Below are 18,489 nucleotides of genomic sequence, written 5' to 3'. Positions count from 1 at the left end.
TCGTTCGGTAGCGGTTCGGCTGCAACGGTGCAGACCATCTGCGCGGCATTGTATCGCGCCCGGGGCGGGAATCTGGTGGCAGACGTGTTCCTGTATGCGTGACGGCGCATGTGCTCGCTGCGGTTGCCATACAGATACGGACACAGTGGTCAGGCGTGTCCATCCCGGACGTGTCAAACAGCCCGATGGCTGGCGGGAGCCAGGGCGCTGCAAGTCATGATTGGATTTTCTTTATTACCTGATTCTTATGTTTAGAGGGAATTGGGAATGAATTGCAATTGCCGTATTTGAGGAATTGCTTAGCACCTTTTGAGTGCTTTGGAAATATTGCAATGCACCAGGGAAGGGCATTTGCAATGGGATCTGACAATTCAATTTATTTTCGGATTTTATTTTTAAGTCCATGAATGGGAAAAGGTTTTTCAAGGGTGAATTTATCGTCCTGAAACACGGTTTATTCCGCACCTGAAATAGAGTGATTTATCAGTGAAACAACAATTCGATAGTGAAAAACTGGCACGGATTTTGCGTGGGTCTGAATGCGGGATGAGGCAGTGTTTTCACTGATATCGGCTCAAAGACGATATTGATTTAATTCACTCAAATTCCATTGGTGAATTGTTGTTTTATAGATGAAACAAAGGGCGGAAATGCACCACCACATCGAATTCAGTTCTGTCGCCAAGCGCTTTCCCACGCGAACCCAGGCCGAGCCCCCGTATGCCGTGCAGCATCTGAACCTGCAGATTGCCCGTGGCGAGGTCGTGTCGGTCATCGGCCCGTCGGGCTGTGGCAAGAGTACGCTGCTGAACATGGGTTCGGGCTTGTACCTGCCGACTGAGGGCAAGGTGATGGTGGATGGCCAGCCGGTCACCGGCCCGGTGCGCCAGGTGGCTTTCATGCTTCAGAAAGACTTGCTCATGCCATGGCGCACCATCTGCGAAAACGTCGAGCTGGGCCTGGAAATCAATTCGGTGCCGCGCGCCAAGCGCCGCGCCATCGCCGAGGCCTTGCTGGTGCGCTGCCATCTGGCGGGGTTTGAAAACCATTATCCATACCAGTTGTCCGGGGGCATGCGCCAGCGCGCTGCGCTGGCTCGCACCTTGGCCGTCAATCCCGATGTGTTGCTGCTCGACGAGCCATTCTCGGCGCTGGACGCGCAGACCAAGATGGTGTTGCAGCAGGATCTGGCTGCCACCTTGCATGAAGAAAAGAAAACCGCGCTGTTCATCACGCACGATCTGATCGAAGCCATTGCGCTGTCTGACCGCATTCTGGTGATGAGTGAACGGCCGGGCCGGATCATCGAAGAAATCATTGTGGATTTGCCGCATCGCGAAAACCCGATGCAGCGCCGCCGGATGCCGGAAGTGGCTCCGATCCAGGGGCGCCTGATGGAACTGCTCAAAGTCGGGCAGGACTCGCTGCACTGAAGCCGGAATAGCGCGCCTGGCGGCGCAGTCTTGCCAGTGCGTGTGTTTCCTTGTCACCCCACCCATTCTAGGAAGCTCTGTGATGACTCTGAACGGCATACCCGCAGTACGCAAATGGCTGGCACCGCTGGCGTTGAGCTGTAGCCTGGCGGTGCCCGCCGGGGCGCAGGCCCAGACCGCGAAGCTGGAAGAAGTGACGTATCTCCTGCCGGCACCGGCAACCCTGACGGCCTTTGCGCCGTGGATGTTGGCCAAACAACGCGGTTACTACGAAGCAGAAGGGCTGGACGTCAAATTCGTGGCGGGCCGGGGAGGCGTGGATGTCGCCAAGCAGGTGGGCGCAGGCAATGCGCCTGTGGGGGGTGCCATCGGCGATACGCCGATCATCGTGCGCGCCAATGGCATTCCGGTGAAAGCGGTTGCGGTGCTGGGGGGCGGGTCGCTGACGTTGTTGGCGGCTAAAGAGGATGGCGATATTCACCATGTCAAAGACCTCAAGGACAAGACGGTGACTGTCATGGCCTATAGCGATACCACGTTCTACGCCTTTCTCGGATCGCTGGAAAAAGCCGGGCTGACGCGTCGGGACGTCGATGCCCAGGCAGCGGGTCCGGCCGGGGTGTGGCAGTTGTTCAACGCGGGCCGTGCCGATGCCATGGCGGCCGTGCCGGACTGGATTGCCAACGTTGAGCAGACCGGCACCAAGGTGCGCATTCTGCCCAGGGAAGAAACCTTCCAGAGCATGGCACAGGCCATTCTCGCATCCGAGCAGACCATCAAGGAGAACCCCGAGCTGGTGCGCAAGCTAGTCCGTGCGACCTTGCGCGGCATGGAAGACATCATCAGCGACCCCAAGGCGGCCGCGGCTGCCTACATCCAGGCAGTGCCTTCCTACCAGGGGCAAGAGGCCATGATCGAGCGGATCTTCGATCTCTATCGCGAATATGTGTATGCCGATCAGGAAGTGCTGGGCCGCATGGATCCGGCGCGTCTGGAGGACGTTCAGGCCTTCTATGTCGAGCAGGGCATCGTGCCGCGGGCGCAGCCGCTCGATGAGCTTTACACCAACGAATTTGTCGAGAGCCGCTGAGGCCGGGCGGACAGGGCATCACTACAAGGCAATGGCGCAATGAAGAAAGATTTCTCCACCTATCTCAGCAGCATCGCGGTGCTGCTGGTATTCCTGGCACTGTGGCAATGGGGGCCGGGCCTGTTCGGTATGCCCGAGTATGTGTTCCCGAAGTTCTCCCGGGTGGTCAACGAAGCGGTGCATATGTGGCACAACAGCGATCTGGCCTCGCACTTCTGGATCACCATGCTGGAAGTCGTGCTGGGCTTTCTGCTGGGCTCTCTGCTGGGCATCATGTTTGGCGTGGTGCTGGGCTTGTCGCCCAAGGCGGAGTCCGTGCTGTCGCCGTATATCCTGGCCTTGCAGATTGCGCCCAAGGTGGCATTCGCGCCGCTGTTCGTGATGTGGCTGGGCTACACCATCTACCCCAAGATTCTGGTCGCCATTCTGATCGTGTTCTTCCCGGTCATGATCAATGTGCTGTCGGCTGTCCGGACGGTCGATCCGGACATGGTGAATCTGGTGCGTACCCTGAATGCCAGCCGGGTGCAGATATTCCGTCTGGTGGAGTTTCCTTCCGCCTTGCCATCGCTGTTTTCCGGGTTGCGCATTGCTGCCACGCTGGCCGTGATCGGCGTGACGGTCGGTGAGCTGGTGGGCGGTAACAAGGGCCTGGGCTATCTGCTGGTGGATGGCGAAGGGCAGGGCAATACCGCTGCCGTATTCGTCGCCATCGCGGCGCTGACGCTGGTGGGCTTGTTGGCCTATTGGGCGGTGGTGTGGCTGGAGCGCAGGGTGTTGCACTACCTGCCGCGTGCTTCGGTGACAACGCACTGAGGCCGGGGAGAAATCATGAGTCAGCAGAACCATCATACGCAAGCCCTGGGCGCGGCCGATGAGGCCAGCCTGCAGGCCTGGCTGGACGCCATTCCGGCGGGCTTGCTGAGTGGCCGCCGCATCCTGGTGACGGGCGCGGCACGTGGCCTGGGGCTGGCCTTTGCCCGCAGCATCGCCCGGGCAGGCGCCAGCCTGGTCATGGCGGATCGGCTGGAAGATTTGCTGGCGCAGGCCGGGGCCGCCTTGCGCCAGGAGGGGGCTGATGTGCATACCGTGTCGCTGGACCTGGCGGATCCCGCCAGTGTCGAGCAAGCAGCCGAAACGGCGGTACAGCGCCTGGGCGGCCTGGATGGCCTGGTCAACAACGCGGCCATTACCAATTCCGGCGGCAAGGATGCCCATGCACTGAGTGTTGCGACCTGGGATCAGGTCATGGATGTGAACGTGCGCGGCACCTGGCTGATGAGCCGGGCATGCCATGCGGCGCTCAAGGCCAGCGGCCGGGGGGCAATCGTCAATCTGTCCTCCGATACCGCGATGTGGGGCGCGCCCAATCTGCTGGCCTATGTTGCCAGCAAGGGGGCGGTGTCGGCCATGACGCATGCCCTGGCCCGTGAATGGGGGGCCGACAGCATCACCGTCAATGCCGTGGCGCCGGGCCTGACGCTGGTGGAGGCAACGGAGTATGTGCCGCAGGCACGCCACCAGAAGTATCTCGACGGCCGGGCGTTGCCGCGCGAGCAGCAGGCTGCCGATGTTTGCGGCGCCGTGCTGTTCGCACTGTCCGATTTGTCGCGTTTCGTCACCGGCCAGGTACTGCCGGTCAACGGCGGTTTTGTGATGCATTGAAGCGCAGCCACTGCGCATGCCGAAAGCTCAACCGTCAATTTCATTTCGAAAGTTCAACCGATCTTACGCAGGAGTCCGCCATGTCTGAAGTCGTCGATCAATCCCGTCATACCGAGCCTACCTGGACGCGTCCGGAAGGCGCCTCGTTCGAAGAGTGGATCAACAGCCGTATCGCCCGTTTCTCGACCCGCAAGTACGACTGGGATGCGCTGAAGTTCCAGGCTGACTACGACCCCAAATACCGCCGTGCGCAGATGCGCTATGTCGGCACCGGCGGCACCGGGGTCGCGGCAGATACCAATACCGTTCCCAGCGAGCACTTCACCTTTTCTACCATGGTGATTCCTGCCGGTCATGAAGGCCCGCCGCATATCCATGTCGATGTCGAAGAAGTGTTTTTCGTCATCCGGGGCAAGCTCAAGCTGGTCATCACTCAGGGTGATCAACGCTATGAAACCATTTTGACTGACCGTGACCTGGTCTCCGTGCCGCCGGGCGTCTATCGCGAGGAAATCAACATCGGCGATGAGGATGCGCTGATGTGCGTGATGCTGGGAGCCAAAAAACCGGTCACGCCGACTTATCCCGAAGATCACCCGCTGGCTCATATCAAGCGGGCGCCCAAGTAAGCATCGCGGCAAGCGCGGCCCTTTCCCGACATGGACATGATGACTGAAACCCTGACAGCTTCTCCGGCAATGACGGCCGGGCAACTGGCGGATCTGGAAGCCACGTTCGGCCTGTTCAACATCCGCCTGGCGGATGGCGAGCTGGTTTCCGTACGCGACACCGTCGCCGGTGATGTGCGCAAGCCCGTCCTGGTCTGTTTGCACGGTATCGGCTCAGGTGCTGCGTCTTGGCTGGAACTGGCGCGTATCTTCAACCTGAAGCATCGCTTGCTGGCATGGGATGCACCGGGTTACGGCGAATCCACGCCCTTGCCGGTGAGCCGGCCCGCGGCGCGGGATTATGCCGCAGCGTTGCGCCGCCTGCTGCACTCGTTGTCCATCGACGATTTCGTGCTGGTCGGGCATTCGCTGGGCGCGCTGGTGGCAGCAGCCTTGGTGGCGCAACAGTGGCCGGGCTGTACGCCGCGAGCGCTGGTGCTGATCAGTCCGGCACAGGGTTACGGCGCGCTGGCGCGCGAAGCCAAGGGCGCGGAGGTCAGGCAGCAACGTCTGGCGGAAATCGCCATGGCCGGAGGCATTCCGGGCATGGCCGCCCGCCGCCATGGCCGTTTGCTGGCTCCGCAGGCGGATGCGCGTGCTCGGGCCTGGGTGCACTGGAATATGGCGCGCTTGCATGAGCCTGGCTACACCCAGGCCGTGGAAATGCTGTGTGGCGGTGATGTGTTGGCGGATTGTCGCCATATTGCTGCCGTGCAGCCCGGCCTGCCGGTGCATGTCTGGTGTGGAGCCGAAGATGTCGTGACGCCGCCCGCCTCCTGTGAGGCCGTGGCGGCGGCGCTGGATGTGCCTTTGCAACGCATCAGCGGCGCGGGGCATGCCTGTTATGTGGAGCAGCCGGCCGAGCTGGCTGCCATGTTGGGGCAGGTGCTGCAGAGCTTGCCTGCCCGACCCGATCAAGGAGTCAACGGATGAACGAGCAAATCGCCATCAATGCACAGGATGATGAGGCACTGCGCTACATCGTGCCGGCGCTGGAGCGCGGCCTGCTGATACTGAGCGAGTTCAGCCGGGAGAAGCGTCAGATCGGTGCGCCGGAGCTGACGCAGCGCCTGCAGTTGCCGCGCTCGACGGTATTTCGCTTGCTCAATACGCTGGAATACATGGGCTATCTGGAGCGTTCGGAAAATGGCCGGGAATACAAGCTGGGGCTGGGTGTGCTGCGGCTGGGTTTCGAGTATCTGGCTTCGCTGGACCTGACGGAGCTGGGCACGCCCCTGATCAACCGCTTGTGTCATGAAGTCGGCCATGCGGCCAATCTGGTGGTGCGTGACGGGCAGAACATCGTGTATGTGGCCAAGACCACGACGCCGAATACGCCCTTCATCGGCTCTGTGTCGGTCGGTACGCGTTTGCCTGCGCATGCGACCGCATTGGGGCATGTGCTGCTGGGCGGCCTGACGCTGGCACAACTCAAGGAGCTGTATCCCGAAAACAGCCTGGAAGTGTTCTCGCCGCAGACGCCGAAAGATGTGAATGAACTGTACGAATCGGCGGTGCGGATACGCGAGCGCGGCTACATCGCTGCCGAAGGTTTCTATGAGTTGCATATCTCGACGGTTGCAGCGCCGGTTTACAACCACCAGGGCCAGATCGTTGCCGCGCTGGGCGTCACGTTGGGCATGCCGCATATCGACCCGGCACAGAAGCTGATGCTGATCGACAGCGTCAGCCAGGTGGCCAATGAACTGTCCGGACTGCTGGATTACGCCCCGGCGCAGCAGCGCCGCAAGCCCCAGTACCTGATGAAAGGAGCGGCATGATGAGCACAAGCCAAGGTGCAGGCGTGGGATCGGCAAGCATTGCCGGACAGGGGCATGTACCGCCGGTGTCGCAGCCGGTGGCTGGCTGGCGGCATGATGCGCTGGCTGGCCGGACGGCCGTCGTGACCGGCGGCAGTTCCGGCATCGGCCTGGCGACCGCGGATCTGCTGCTGGCCTGCGGTGCTGCGGTGGCGATTTGCGGCCGAGACAGCGCACGTTTGGCGGCGGCTCAGGACACCCTGCGCCAGCGCCATCCTGGCGCGCGTTTGCTGGCGCGAACCTGCGATGTGCTGGACGAATCCAGCGTACGTGATTTTGCCGATGCGGTGGAGCGCGAGCTCGGTCCGGCGGCCATGCTGATCAACAACGCGGGGCAGGGCAGGGTCTCCACCTTTGCCAGCACGGGAGATGAGGCCTGGCGTGAAGAGCTGCATCTGAAGTTTTTTTCCGTGATCTACCCCACGCGCGCCTTTCTGCCGCAGCTGTCGCAAAGCGCGGCCGAGCTGGGCGATGCCGCGATTGTCTGTTCCAACTCGCTGCTGGCGCGGCAGCCCGAGCCGCATATGGTGGCGACCTCGGCCGCCCGGGCCGGATTGCTGAATCTGGTGCGTTCGCTGGCGACGGAGTTCGCGCCCCAGGGCGTGCGTGTCAACGGCATCCTGATCGGCCTGATCGAATCCGGCCAGTGGCGCAGGCGCTTCGAGGCGCGCAGCGAACGCGAGCAGGACTGGACGGACTGGACCCGCGAACTGGCGCGCACCAAACACATTCCCCTGGGCCGGCTGGGCCGGCCCGAAGAGGCGGCGCAGGCCGTGGTTTTTCTTGCTTCTCCCCTGTCCAGCTATACGACGGGCAGCCACATGGATATTTCTGGAGGTCATTCGCGCAATGCCTGAACATCAACAACCCCCGATGGTGACCGTAGGTGCGGTCGTCGCTGCCTTTCTGGAAAAGTGCGGTGTGCGCGCTGCGTTCGGCGTCATCTCCATTCACAACATGCCGATTCTCGATGCTTTCGCGCAGCGCGGCGTGGTGCGTTTCGTCCCGGCGCGCGGCGAAGCTGGTGCCGGCAATATGGCGGACGCCTATGCGCGTTCGACCTCGCAACTGGGCGTATGCATCACCAGCACCGGCCCGGCGGCTGGCAATATCGCCGGCAGCATGGTCGAAGCCTTGACTGCCGGCGCGCCGGTGCTGCATATCACGGGCCAGATCGAGGTGCCGTATCTGGATCGTGGCATGTCGTACATCCACGAGGCCCCGGCACAACTGAAGATGCTCGAAGCGGTGTCCAAGGCAGCGTTTCGTGTGTATAGCCCCGAGAATGTGCTGGGCGTGCTGAAAAAAGCCGTGCAGGCCGCATTGACGGCACCCACCGGCCCGGTCAGCCTGGAAATTCCGATTGATGTGCAGCAAAGCCTGATTCCGCTGCCAGATGACCTGGCCCTGGAACCTTTGCCCATTCCCCGCGCCGTTCCGGATGCCGCGCAGCTCGACAGCCTGGCCGACCAGCTGGCGGCGGCTCGCCGTCCCTTGCTGTGGCTGGGCGGTGGCGCGCGGCATGCAGGCGCGGCGGTGCAGCGCCTGCGCCGTTTGGGTTTCGGCATCGTGGCCAGTGTGCAGGGCCGTGGCATCGTGCCGGAAGACGAGCGGGGTTCGCTGGGCGCCTATAACTTGCAAAAGCCGGTCGAGGCGTTCTATCAGCGTTGCGATGCGATGCTGGTCGTGGGTTCGCGCCTGCGCAGCAATGAAACCTTGAAGTACGAATTGAAGTTGCCGCAGCCCTTGTACCGCGTGGACGCCGATGCGGCCGCAGCCGGCCGGTGCTATGCCAATGATCTGTTTGTCTGGGGGGATGCGTGTCTGGTGCTGGAAGGCCTGGCGGATCGGCTGGAACAGCGCGGCTGGCATGCCGACCCTGCCCTGATCGACGATCTGGAGGCAGTCAAGGCAGAAGCCGTCGCGACCTTGCGCGATGGGCTGGGACCGTATCAGGCGCTGGTGGCGCAGTTGCAGCAGACCTATGGACGCCACTTCAACTGGGTGCGTGATGTCACGGTATCGAACAGCACCTGGGGCAATCGTGAACTGCGGATTTTTGAACCTAACCAGGGCGTGCATGCCACGGGCGGCGGTATCGGCCAGGGCATGCCCATGGCGATCGGGGCGGCAGTCGGGGCGGCAGTGACGCAATCCGGACGCAAGACGCTCTGTCTGGCCGGTGATGGCGGCTTCATCCTCAACCTGGGTGAGCTGGCGACGATGGTGCAGGAAGCCTGCGATGTGCTGATCGTCCTGATGAACGACAAGGGCTATGGCGTCATCAAGAACATTCAGGATGCCCAGTACGGCAGCCGTCGTTGCTATGTGGATCTGCACACGCCGGACTATGCCCAGCTGTGCCAGAGCATGGGCCTGGCGCATGCACGGGTGTCGGATTTGGCGCAATTGCCTGGCGTGCTGCAGCAGGCCAATAGCCGCCCAGGGCCCTTCCTGCTGGAGGTGGATATGTTGTCTATCGGTCAGTTCAAGTCTGTCTTTGCCGGTCCGCCGGTGAACCAGCTGAATCAGATCCCGGCGCTGCAGCCGGCCACGCTGTGAGCAGGAGCGCCTGAATATGCTACGCATCGCCCTGATTGGTTTTGGCGCCATAGGCAGCGCGCTGGCGGAGTTGCTGCAGCAAGAGCCGGCGGTTCGCATTGTGGCGGTCGTCACCCCGGATGACGCGATGGCGGCGCGGCTGGCTGCTGTCCTGCCGGATGCGCAGGCAGTGCGCCAGGTGCCGCTGGCGGCGGTCGATCTGGTCGTGGAAGCCGCCGGCCATGCCGCCGTGATCCAGCACGTCCTGCCGGCCCTGCGCGCAGGGGTGCCTTGCATCGTGGCGTCCATGGGGGCGATGGCGGAGCCGGGCATGGTGGAGCAGATCGAACAGGCGGCCCAGGACGGTGCGACGCGGGCCGAGTTCGTGGCTGGCGCCATCGGCGCCATCGACGTGCTGGCCGCCGCCAGACTGGGTGGGCTGGATCAGGTGCGCTACATCGGGCGCAAGCCGCCGCGCGCCTGGCGCGATACCCCGGCAGAGCAGGTGGCCGACCTGGCCGGGCTGGCGCAACCCCAGGTGATTTTTGAAGGGACGGCACGAGAAGCTGCCCGGCTGTACCCGCGCAATGCCAATGTGGCGGCGACAGTGGCGCTGGCCGGTCTGGGCCTGGACGCGACGCAGGTGCAACTGGTGGCGGATCCGGGCGTGAGCGACAACATTCATACCGTCGAAGCCACGGGCGCTTTCGGCAGCTTCGAGCTGAGCATGCGCAACCTGCCGCTGGCCAGCAATCCCAAAACTTCCGCGCAGACGGTCTATAGCCTGGCGCGGGCGATACACAACCGGGTGGCGGCAGTGGCGATCTAGCGCCGCAGCGAAACCTAACGCTCCAGGAAAAGACATCATGTATCCAGCGCTTTTGCCCATCAATATTGCCGGTGAATGGCGGCCAGGCCGCGGCGAGGAATATGCCAGCCTGTACCCGGCAACGGGCGAGGAAGTTGCGCGCCTGCATGCAGCCAGCGCGGCCGATGCCGAAGAAGCCATCGAGGGTGCGCACGCGGCTTTTCTGCGTACCGACTGGGCCCGCCGTCTGCCGCACCAGCGTGCCGAAGTGCTTTACCGTGTGGCAGCGCTCATTCGCCAGCGTTCGGAAATGCTGGCGCAATTGCAGCGCCAGGACAACGGCAAGCCGATCCAGGAAACCCGTGCCCTGGTCGCCAGTGCTGCGGCGACTTTCCAATACTTTGGCGCCGCCTGCGAAACCTTGGAAGATGTCATCACGCCTTCGCGTGGCGATTACGTCACCATGAGCGTGCATGAGCCGATGGGGGTGGTGGCCGCCATCACCCCCTGGAACTCTCCCATCGCCAGCGATGCGCAGAAGTTGGCACCGGCTTTGGCTGCGGGCAATGCCGTGATCCTGAAACCTGCCGAGGTGACGCCTTTGCTGGCGCTGGAACTGGCGCGTCTGTGTGAAGAAGCCGGCGTTCCCAAGGGCATGATCAGCGTGTTGCCCGGCAAGGGGTCGGTGATTGGCGACATCATCACGCGCCATCCTTTGGTGCGGCGGGTGTCTTTTACCGGCGGCACTTCCACGGGCAAACATATCGCCGGCATTGCCGCGCAGAAAATGATGCCGGTCTCGATGGAGCTGGGGGGGAAATCCGCCACGATGGTGCTCGATGATGCTGAGCTGGATCATGCCGTCAATGGCGTGCTGTACGGCATTTTCAGCAGTTCAGGCGAATCCTGCATTGCCGGGTCGCGGCTGTTCGTGGCGCGCGGCATCTACGACGAATTCATGCAGCGGCTGGTTGCGGGCGCGCAGGCCTTGCGCGTGGGCGATCCGGCGGATGAGAAAACGCAGATGGGGCCGCTGATTACCGCGCGCCATCGCGAGAGCATTGAGCGCTACGTTGATCTGGGCGTGTCCGAAGGCGGCCACATCCGGACGGGTGGCGTACGCCCGGCAGGCAGCCAGTTCGAGCGCGGCTGGTTCTATACCCCGACCATTATCGAAGGCCTGGATAACCAGGCGCGTATCGCCCGCGAGGAAATCTTCGGGCCGGTGCTGGTGGCCATGCCTTTCGATGATGAGGGCAGCCTGATCGAACAGGCCAATGACAGCCTGTATGCATTGGCTGCGGGTATCTGGAGCCGTGATTTCAAGCGCGCCTGGCGCCTGGGCCGTGCGGTGCAGGCAGGGACGGTCTGGATCAATACCTACAAGCAGTTTTCGATTTCGACGCCATTTGGCGGTTGGCGGGATTCCGGCCTGGGCCGGGAAAAAGGCCATGAAGGCATCCTTCAGTACATGGAGCAGAAAAGCCTGTACTGGGGCACGAACGAGTCGCCCATCGCCTGGGCCAACCCCGCCGACTGAATCAGCAAGGAGCAGAACATGAGCATATTGGGCATAGACCAGATCACCTATGGTGTCGATGACCTCGAAACCTGCCGGCGCTTCATGCAGGACTGGGGGCTGACGCTGGTTGCCGAAGCACCGGACGAGCTGGTGTTCGAATGTCTGAATGGCTGCCGCGTGGTGGTGGCCGATACGGCCAAGCCAGGGTTGCCTGCCGGGATTGAGGAGGGGCCGACCTTGCGCGAAGTGGTGTGGGGAGTGGAAAGCCCGGCAGACCTGGATGCCATTGCCGCACGCATTGCGACAGAACCGGGTTTTGTGGATGGGCTGGTGAATGGTGTGCGCCGTATCGGCTGCACCGACCCCAACGGGCTGGCCGTGCGCCTGCAGGTGACGCGTAAGCACGCTCTGGAGCTGCCCTGCGCGGCGATGAATACCTGGCAGGAACAGCCGCGCGTCAACCAGCCGGCGCCGATCTACGAACGCGCGACGCCTATCGAAGTCGGGCACGTGGTCTTTTTCGTGGCCGATGTGGCAAGGACGGAAGCGTTCTACGCCAATCAGCTGGGCTTCAGCGCGTCTGACCGCTACCCAGGCCGTGGCGCGTTCATGCGTTGTTCGGCGGACGGCGGCCACCACGACCTGTTCCTGCTGCAATTGCCCACCGGCAAGCGCGGGCTGAACCACGTTGCCTTTACCGTGCGCGACATTCATGAGGTGTTCGGCGGCGGCATGCATATTTCGCGCTGCGGCTGGGAAACCCAGCTGGGCCCGGGCCGGCACCCGGTGTCGTCCGCCTATTTCTGGTACTTCCGCAACCCGGCGGGCGCGCTGATCGAGTATTACGCGGACGAAGATCACCTGACCGCCGAATGGGAGCCGCGCGAGTTCGAGCCGGGGCCGACGGTGTTTGCCGAATGGGCCATCGACGGCGGGATAGACGGTAATACCCGGCGGCAGAAGAATGCGGATGGCCCGCAGGGCAAGTTCCTGACCGAAAAATCCTGAATTGGCGCGTGAGCCGCATCGGCCCTGCCAATCCTGACGACGCGAATCGACGACGAGAACCACCATGACGAACCAAAACAATGCACCTGCCAGGCCTATCGTGATTGCTGGCGCCGGTATCGGCGGCCTGACGGCTGCCATTGCGCTGCGCCGGTTGGGCCATGATGTGCTGGTGCTGGAACAGACCCGGCAATTCATGCGGGTGGGCGCGGACATCAACCTGACGCCCAATGCCGTCCGTGCCCTGGACGGCCTGGGTGACACCGCGCTGCAGCAGGCGATCCGGGCCAGCGCCGCACGGCCTACGCATCGCATCAGCCGCACCTGGGATACGGGTGAGGAAACCTCGCGCCTGGAGATGTCGGATCAGGCCGAGCGCGCCTACGGCGCACCGCAGCTGACCATACATCGGGCCGATCTGCTGGCGGCGCTGGCGCAGGCGCTGCCAGCCGACAACGTGTTGCTGGGGGCGAAAGTGCAGTCCTTTGTTCAGGACGAGGCAGGCGTGCAGGTACAGCTTGCCGATGGCCGCCAGCTGCTGGCGGCTGCCCTGGTCGGCGCCGATGGCATTCACTCCGCCGTGCGCAATGCCATGTTCGGGCCGGACCAGCCGCGCTTTACCGGTTTTGTCGCCTACCGCGCCGTCGTGCCCGCCGCGCGTTTGCCGGGTGTGCCGAACCTGGGCGCGTTCACCAAGTGGTGGGGGCCGGATCACTACACCCAGATCGTGACTTTCCCCCTCAATCGCGGCGAGGATATTTTCATTTTCGCCACGACGGCCCAGGAATCCTGGCAGCAGGAGTCCTGGACTACACCGGGTCATGTCGATGAGCTGCGTGCGGCCTATGCCGGTTTTCATGAGGATGCGCGCGCCTTGCTGCAAGCCTGCGACGAGGTGTTGAAGACAGCCCTGTATGAACGCGACCCCCTCCCGGCCTGGTCGCAGGGCTGCGTGACTCTCATGGGAGACGCTGCCCACCCGATGCTGCCCTTCATGGCACAGGGGGCGGGCATGGCCATCGAGGACGGTGTGGTACTGGCGCGTTGCCTGGCAGGCGTGGATGGTGCAGATGCCAGCGCCGTGGCCCAGGCGCTGCAGCAGTTCGAGCAGGCGCGGCAGGAACGTACCAGCCGGGTGCAGCTGGGTTCGCGCGGCAACAACTGGTTGCGGGAGGGCGGCAACGCCGATTGGGTTTATGGCTATGACGCCTGGAGCACGCCGCTGGATCACGACCGCGTCACGGCTTGAGCGCCTGTCGGCGCCATCATCAACGGAACTAAAGGAGTACAGCATGCAAGCAAATGATCGTTACCTCGACCCGCATCAGGCCCGTACGCGTCCTGCCACCACCTATGAAGACCTGCTGGGCGATGCATTGGAGCGGGCGTTTTCCATGGGCATTCACGAGCTGGATGGCCTGGTCGAGTACTTGAACCGGACTGGCCCGGTCAGCCCCAGCGGCAAGCCCTGGACGCCGGAGAGCTATCAGGCCGAAATCAAGACCTTGGCGCAGTAACCGCCACGCTGGCTGCGCAACGAAAGGCCAGCCTGTCCGTCATACCGCACCGGCATGCCGGTGCATGCAAGAAGGAATCGAATCATGCAAACCCTGACTCAGATCGACCCTGTAGAGCAGTTGCTGGAGCAAGGCCTGAAAGATCTCTGGTATCCCATCTGCCCATCCGGTTTCGTGAAGGAAACGCCGGTTTCGCTGCGCCGCCTGGGCCGCAAACTGGTGCTCTGGCGCGATGCGACGACCGGCAAACTGCATGTGCTGGAAGATCATTGCCCGCACCGCGGTGCCCCCCTGTCGTTGGGGGTGGTGCTGGGCGACACGATTGCCTGTCCCTATCACGGCGTGGAAGTGCGCAGCGACGGGGTGGTGACCAAGGTGCCCGGCAGCCCCGGCTGCAAGCTGGAGGGTTCGCGTGCGACGCGTACATTCCATGTGCGCGAAGTGGCGGGTGCCGTGTGGGTGTACAACGCCTTTGAGCCGGACTGCGAAACGCCGCCGGAACTGGTGCTGCCGGAGGAGCTGACGGATGACGACACCTATTCCCGTTTCCTCTGCTATGTCGAGTGGAAAGGGGATTGGCGCTATGTGAGCGACAACGTCATGGATCCGATGCATGGCACTTTCCTGCACAAGCAATCGCACACCATGTTCGAAGGCGATACCAAGGCCAAGTTCGCCATCCGCGATACCGAGCACGGCTTCGTCTTTGAAAAGGAAGGGCAGCGCAACGTCAACTTCGACTGGACGGAATGGGGCGATACCGGCACGCACTGGATGCGCCTGGAAATTCCGTATCCGAAGACGGGCGGGCCCGGCGGCAACTTCACCATCATCTACGGCGTTTCGCCGATCAGCCCGACCATGTCCGCGGTGTTCTTCTGGCGTGTGCGCAGGCTCGCGCCGGGCTGGCAACGCGACACCTGGCGTTTCCTGTACCGCAATCGCCTGGAGGCGCGCCACTGGGCCGTGCTGGAGCAGGATAGGGTGCTGGTCGAGCATATGGAAGCCGATGCCAATCAGCGGGAATCGCTGTATCAGCACGACATGGGGCTGGTGCGCTTGCGGCGCTATCTGCGTACGCAGGCCAAGCAGCAGATCCAGGCGCGGGAAGCGGCGCAGGCCAAGCCTGCGGTGCGTACTGCCAGCGTGGCCTGAGCCTGGCCCGCCCATCCGGGCGGGCTGGGCTGTGCGTCCTCTCCCTACTGATGAAGAAGCCTTTGTATGAGCACAGAAAAAACCCTGAGTGCCCTGGTCCATTCCGTCCGCTACGAAGCCGAAGGCATCGTCAGTATCGAACTGCGGCCAGACCAGGCGCAGACACGTTTCCCCGGCTATGAGCCGGGCGCGCATATTGATCTTCACCTGGGCAATGGCCTGGTGCGCAGCTATTCCCTGTGCCAGCCGGCGACACCGGCCGATGCCCGGCATGATTGCTACCGCGTCGCGGTATTGAATGATCGTGGCAGCCGTGGCGGTTCACGTTGGGTGCATGAACAGTTGCGGGTCGGGCAACGGCTGACGATTTCAGCTCCCCGCAACAATTTCGCATTGGATGACGCGGCGCCGCACACGGTACTGGTCGCTGGCGGTATTGGTATCACGCCCTTGCTGTGCATGCTGCAGCATCTGGTGGCGCGCCACGCCAGCGTGGAGTTGGTTTACTGTGCCCGCAGCCGTCGCGAAGCGGCATTTATTGAAGCCATTGAGGATCTGTCACGCGAGCAAGGCGTAACGGTCGCCTGGCATATTGACCAGGAAGCCGGCTGCCCGCCGGATCTGGCAGGCTTGCTGGCGGGCAAGGGTGCGGACACGCATTACTACTGTTGCGGCCCGACGCCCATGCTGTCGGCATTCGAGGGCGCTTGCGAGCAGTTGGGGTACCCGCATGCGCACATTGAGCGCTTCGCGGCGGTGGAATTGCCGCCGGATGCGCAGGACGGCGCCTTCGAAGTCTATCTGGAACAATCGGGCCAGACCGTGCAGGTTCCTGCGGGCAAGAGCCTGCTCGATGCGTTGCTGGATGCGGGCGTGGCCTGCGACCATTCTTGCAAGGAAGGGGTTTGCGGTTCCTGCGAAGTCCGCGTACTGGATGGCGAGGTAGAGCATTTTGACGGGATTCTGAGCAGTGTCGAAAAAGCCTCGAATCAGGTCATGATGGTTTGCGTATCGCGTGCCAAGTCCCCCCGCCTGGTGCTGGATCTGTAGCGCCTGACCCACGATTTCTCCGTGATCCGTTAAGGATCTGTCTGGCCGGATGGCGGGCTGCATGGTGCAGCCCGCCATCCGGTTTTTTTTCTTTCCGGCCAGTCGGGGCAGAACGCGTATCGCCGATACAGACCTGGGGGCCGAGCCGTGGCGCGTCTTGCCATTTGTCCTAGGTCGGTGGTGCTGCAAGCCGGTCTGGCGTCAGTCAGTGGTGTTTATGCCTGGATGAATAGGTTATTTCGCTCGCTTATTACTTTTTTGGTTCTTAGCTAACAACCAGATGTGTTTTGGGCTTTGCGGGGCTTTTCAGGTAATCTGCGCTTCTGCTTCCCAAATAAGGCAAATAAGGGGGTCAAAAGCCTCTTTATGCCTTTTGATGCTATTACTGTTGTGATCCATCTAGAAAACATTGAAAAGGTTTATCCGCCAGCGCCCGGCCGGCAGGCCGATGCCCAGGGCTACCATGCCTTGCGCGGCATAAACCTGCATATCCGCCGGGGCGAAGTCTTTGGCATTATCGGGCGCTCGGGCGCAGGGAAAAGCACGCTGATACGCTTGCTCAACCTGCTGGAGCGTCCCAGCGCGGGCAAGGTCATTCTGGATGGCCAGGACATTACTCAGCTGCAAGGAACCGGCCTGCGGCAGTTGCGCCAGCGTATCGGCATGGTGTTCCAGCACTTCAATCTGCTGGCCTCCAGCACTGTGCTGGAAAATGTCTGCTTTCCGTTGCGTCTGGCGGGCATGCCCCGGGCGGAGCGCGAGCGCCGCGCCGATGAGGTGTTGGCACTGGTCGGCTTGGAAAGCCACCGTGACAAATTCCCTGCGCAGTTGTCTGGTGGTCAGCGTCAGCGGGTAGGCATTGCACGCGCGCTGGCGAATCGGCCGGAGCTGCTGCTGTGTGATGAAGCGACTTCCGCCCTGGATCCGGAAACCACGCAGTCGATTTTGCGTCTGCTGACGGACATCAATCGCCAGCTGGGCCTGACCATTGTGCTGATCACGCATGGCATGGATGTGATCCGTGCCGTCTGCAATCGTGTGGCGGTGCTGGAAGCGGGGCAGGTGGTGGAGCAAGGGGATGTGCTCGATGTATTCCTGCACCCTCAGCATGATGTGACCCGTTCCTTGCTGGCGGAAAGTGGCCAGGATGCCGATGGCTGGCGCGAGCTGGTGCAGCAGGCGGCTGACGGCAGCCGCGTGGTACGCCTGAGCTTCCGTGGCGAAACGACGCTGACGCCGTTCCTGAGCCAGGTCAGCCGCGAACTGGCGCTGGATCTATCCATCCTGCAGGGGACCGTCGGCCGTATCAAGGACGAGCCCTATGGGCAACTGGTGCTGGCCGTGAGTGGCGCCGATGCAGGTTGGCAAGCGCTGGCAGGAAAGCTGGAAGAAACCGGGATTGAATACGAGGTGCTGCGATGAACGGAGCGGATGTGCAAGGCTTCTGGTCATTGCTGGCTGGACTGGATTGGGAACTGATCGGCTGGGCGACGGTAGAAACGCTGACGATGACGGGCGCCTCCCTGGTGTTTACGGTGTTGCTGGGTTTGCCGCTGGGCGTCCTGTTGTTCCTGCTGAGCCCCGGGCAGATGCTCGAGCAGCGTGGAACGTATCAGGTCTTGTCGCTGGTGGTGAACGTGCTGCGTTCCGTGCCTTTCCTGATTTTGTTGATCCTGATGATTCCCTTGACGCGCATCATCATGGGGTCGGCTTTGGGGGTGCCTGGCGTGATTCCGCCACTGGTGGTCAGCGCTGCACCCTTCTTCGGGCGGCTGGTTGAAAATGTATTGCGCGAGCTGGATCCGGGTGTGCTGGAGGCCAGCCGCTCCATGGGAGCCAACACGCGGGAAACCGTATTCTGGGTATTGCTGCCCGAAGCGCGTACCGGCATCGTGGCCGCGATTGTCGTGACGGCCATCACGCTGGTCGGTTATTCCGCCATGTCGGGCGTGATTGGTGGCGGCGGCCTGGGTGATCTGGCATTGCGTTTCGGCTATCAACGCTACCAAAGCGATGTGATGTGGGCCACGGTCATTATCCTGGTGGCGCTGGTGCAGGCCATGCAGGTATTTGGCGATAGCCTGGTGCGCCGTTTGCAGCGCCGTTGATGTGTCGCTGCCCGGATGACCGGGTAGCGCTGCGCCTGCCGCATGCAGCGGGGCGCGGGTGCTGTCTTTGTCTGTTTTTTAGTTTGTCATAAGCGTACCTTTAA

Annotated in this window: 18 protein-coding genes; all 18 read left to right on the top strand. The window is 62.5% G+C overall.

Annotated elements, in window-relative coordinates; genetic code table 11:
* Window positions 1-632: 632 nt before the first annotated feature.
* The 18 genes from ACNA1V_RS03495 to ACNA1V_RS03410 all read left to right on the top strand — a co-directional run bounded on the left by ACNA1V_RS03495 (window position 633) and on the right by ACNA1V_RS03410 (window position 18,385).
* Complete coding sequence (locus ACNA1V_RS03495) at window positions 633-1,433, top strand: ABC transporter ATP-binding protein (protein ID WP_415832194.1); 801 nt, start codon at window positions 633-635, stop codon at window positions 1,431-1,433.
* Between the two features lie 82 nt (window positions 1,434-1,515).
* Complete coding sequence (locus tag ACNA1V_RS03490) at window positions 1,516-2,523, top strand: ABC transporter substrate-binding protein (RefSeq protein ID WP_415832228.1); 1,008 nt, start codon at window positions 1,516-1,518, stop codon at window positions 2,521-2,523.
* Window positions 2,524-2,562: 39 nt separating this feature from the next.
* Window positions 2,563-3,339: an ABC transporter permease gene (locus ACNA1V_RS03485; RefSeq protein ID WP_415832193.1), complete on the top strand. Its 777-nt coding sequence runs from the start codon at window positions 2,563-2,565 to the stop codon at window positions 3,337-3,339.
* A gap of 15 nt (window positions 3,340-3,354) precedes the next feature.
* The gene (locus tag ACNA1V_RS03480; protein ID WP_415832192.1) at window positions 3,355-4,188 is read left to right on the top strand and encodes an SDR family oxidoreductase; all 834 of its coding nucleotides are present in this window, start codon (window positions 3,355-3,357) and stop codon (window positions 4,186-4,188) included.
* An 80-nt stretch (window positions 4,189-4,268) separates the two neighbouring features.
* Window positions 4,269-4,817 (top strand): cupin domain-containing protein, encoded by a 549-nt coding sequence (locus ACNA1V_RS03475; protein WP_415832191.1) that lies wholly within the window; start codon window positions 4,269-4,271, stop codon window positions 4,815-4,817.
* A gap of 36 nt (window positions 4,818-4,853) precedes the next feature.
* The gene (locus ACNA1V_RS03470; RefSeq protein WP_415832190.1) at window positions 4,854-5,789 is read left to right on the top strand and encodes an alpha/beta fold hydrolase; all 936 of its coding nucleotides are present in this window, start codon (window positions 4,854-4,856) and stop codon (window positions 5,787-5,789) included.
* The gene (locus tag ACNA1V_RS03465; RefSeq protein WP_415832189.1) at window positions 5,786-6,637 is read left to right on the top strand and encodes an IclR family transcriptional regulator; all 852 of its coding nucleotides are present in this window, start codon (window positions 5,786-5,788) and stop codon (window positions 6,635-6,637) included. Before ACNA1V_RS03470 ends, ACNA1V_RS03465 begins: the two co-directional genes overlap by 4 nt.
* Window positions 6,634-7,533: an SDR family oxidoreductase gene (locus tag ACNA1V_RS03460; protein ID WP_415832188.1), complete on the top strand. Its 900-nt coding sequence runs from the start codon at window positions 6,634-6,636 to the stop codon at window positions 7,531-7,533. The genes ACNA1V_RS03465 and ACNA1V_RS03460 overlap by 4 nt, the downstream gene beginning before the upstream one ends.
* Complete coding sequence (locus ACNA1V_RS03455; protein ID WP_415832187.1) at window positions 7,526-9,238, top strand: thiamine pyrophosphate-binding protein; 1,713 nt, start codon at window positions 7,526-7,528, stop codon at window positions 9,236-9,238. Before ACNA1V_RS03460 ends, ACNA1V_RS03455 begins: the two co-directional genes overlap by 8 nt.
* Window positions 9,239-9,254: 16 nt before the next feature.
* Window positions 9,255-10,046 carry an aspartate dehydrogenase gene (locus tag ACNA1V_RS03450; protein WP_415832186.1) on the top strand — a complete coding sequence of 264 codons (792 nt, stop codon included), beginning with the start codon at window positions 9,255-9,257 and terminating at the stop codon, window positions 10,044-10,046.
* 37 nt (window positions 10,047-10,083) lie between these two features.
* Window positions 10,084-11,565, top strand: a complete 1,482-nt coding sequence (locus tag ACNA1V_RS03445) for an aldehyde dehydrogenase (RefSeq protein WP_415832185.1) — start codon at window positions 10,084-10,086, stop codon at window positions 11,563-11,565.
* An 18-nt stretch (window positions 11,566-11,583) separates the two neighbouring features.
* Window positions 11,584-12,555: a VOC family protein gene (locus ACNA1V_RS03440; protein WP_415832184.1), complete on the top strand. Its 972-nt coding sequence runs from the start codon at window positions 11,584-11,586 to the stop codon at window positions 12,553-12,555.
* Between the two features lie 64 nt (window positions 12,556-12,619).
* Window positions 12,620-13,804: an FAD-dependent monooxygenase gene (locus tag ACNA1V_RS03435; RefSeq protein ID WP_415832183.1), complete on the top strand. Its 1,185-nt coding sequence runs from the start codon at window positions 12,620-12,622 to the stop codon at window positions 13,802-13,804.
* Between the two features lie 43 nt (window positions 13,805-13,847).
* Window positions 13,848-14,072, top strand: coding sequence for a recombinase-like helix-turn-helix domain-containing protein (locus tag ACNA1V_RS03430; RefSeq protein WP_415832182.1), 225 nt, complete (start codon window positions 13,848-13,850; stop codon window positions 14,070-14,072).
* Window positions 14,073-14,156: 84 nt separating this feature from the next.
* Window positions 14,157-15,227 (top strand): Rieske 2Fe-2S domain-containing protein, encoded by a 1,071-nt coding sequence (locus ACNA1V_RS03425; protein WP_415832181.1) that lies wholly within the window; start codon window positions 14,157-14,159, stop codon window positions 15,225-15,227.
* Window positions 15,228-15,293: 66 nt separating this feature from the next.
* Window positions 15,294-16,277, top strand: coding sequence for a PDR/VanB family oxidoreductase (locus ACNA1V_RS03420; RefSeq protein WP_415832180.1), 984 nt, complete (start codon window positions 15,294-15,296; stop codon window positions 16,275-16,277).
* A 390-nt stretch (window positions 16,278-16,667) separates the two neighbouring features.
* Window positions 16,668-17,699, top strand: a complete 1,032-nt coding sequence (locus tag ACNA1V_RS03415) for a methionine ABC transporter ATP-binding protein (protein ID WP_415832179.1) — start codon at window positions 16,668-16,670, stop codon at window positions 17,697-17,699.
* A complete protein-coding gene (locus ACNA1V_RS03410) occupies window positions 17,696-18,385 on the top strand; it encodes a methionine ABC transporter permease (RefSeq protein ID WP_415832178.1) in 690 nt (229 codons plus the stop codon). The genes ACNA1V_RS03415 and ACNA1V_RS03410 overlap by 4 nt, the downstream gene beginning before the upstream one ends.
* Window positions 18,386-18,489: the final 104 nt, after the last annotated feature.

This window comes from Kerstersia similis (genome assembly GCF_965139615.1).
GTDB classification, from domain to species: domain Bacteria; phylum Pseudomonadota; class Gammaproteobacteria; order Burkholderiales; family Burkholderiaceae_B; genus Kerstersia; species Kerstersia similis.
The sequence above is the reverse complement of the archived record's forward strand: the minus strand, read 5'-3'. Positions and strand labels throughout refer to the sequence as shown.

Coding starts and splice junctions, on each gene's coding strand:
- ACNA1V_RS03440 (WP_415832184.1), top strand. CDS start 11,584: ATGAGCATATTGGGCATAGACCAGATCACCTATGGTGTCGATGACCTC.
- ACNA1V_RS03485 (WP_415832193.1), top strand. CDS start 2,563: ATGAAGAAAGATTTCTCCACCTATCTCAGCAGCATCGCGGTGCTGCTG.
- ACNA1V_RS03425 (WP_415832181.1), top strand. CDS start 14,157: ATGCAAACCCTGACTCAGATCGACCCTGTAGAGCAGTTGCTGGAGCAA.
- ACNA1V_RS03410 (WP_415832178.1), top strand. CDS start 17,696: ATGAACGGAGCGGATGTGCAAGGCTTCTGGTCATTGCTGGCTGGACTG.
- ACNA1V_RS03455 (WP_415832187.1), top strand. CDS start 7,526: ATGCCTGAACATCAACAACCCCCGATGGTGACCGTAGGTGCGGTCGTC.
- ACNA1V_RS03420 (WP_415832180.1), top strand. CDS start 15,294: ATGAGCACAGAAAAAACCCTGAGTGCCCTGGTCCATTCCGTCCGCTAC.
- ACNA1V_RS03480 (WP_415832192.1), top strand. CDS start 3,355: ATGAGTCAGCAGAACCATCATACGCAAGCCCTGGGCGCGGCCGATGAG.
- ACNA1V_RS03445 (WP_415832185.1), top strand. CDS start 10,084: ATGTATCCAGCGCTTTTGCCCATCAATATTGCCGGTGAATGGCGGCCA.
- ACNA1V_RS03495 (WP_415832194.1), top strand. CDS start 633: ATGAAACAAAGGGCGGAAATGCACCACCACATCGAATTCAGTTCTGTC.
- ACNA1V_RS03430 (WP_415832182.1), top strand. CDS start 13,848: ATGCAAGCAAATGATCGTTACCTCGACCCGCATCAGGCCCGTACGCGT.
- ACNA1V_RS03450 (WP_415832186.1), top strand. CDS start 9,255: ATGCTACGCATCGCCCTGATTGGTTTTGGCGCCATAGGCAGCGCGCTG.
- ACNA1V_RS03435 (WP_415832183.1), top strand. CDS start 12,620: ATGACGAACCAAAACAATGCACCTGCCAGGCCTATCGTGATTGCTGGC.
- ACNA1V_RS03470 (WP_415832190.1), top strand. CDS start 4,854: ATGATGACTGAAACCCTGACAGCTTCTCCGGCAATGACGGCCGGGCAA.
- ACNA1V_RS03465 (WP_415832189.1), top strand. CDS start 5,786: ATGAACGAGCAAATCGCCATCAATGCACAGGATGATGAGGCACTGCGC.
- ACNA1V_RS03460 (WP_415832188.1), top strand. CDS start 6,634: ATGATGAGCACAAGCCAAGGTGCAGGCGTGGGATCGGCAAGCATTGCC.
- ACNA1V_RS03475 (WP_415832191.1), top strand. CDS start 4,269: ATGTCTGAAGTCGTCGATCAATCCCGTCATACCGAGCCTACCTGGACG.
- ACNA1V_RS03490 (WP_415832228.1), top strand. CDS start 1,516: ATGACTCTGAACGGCATACCCGCAGTACGCAAATGGCTGGCACCGCTG.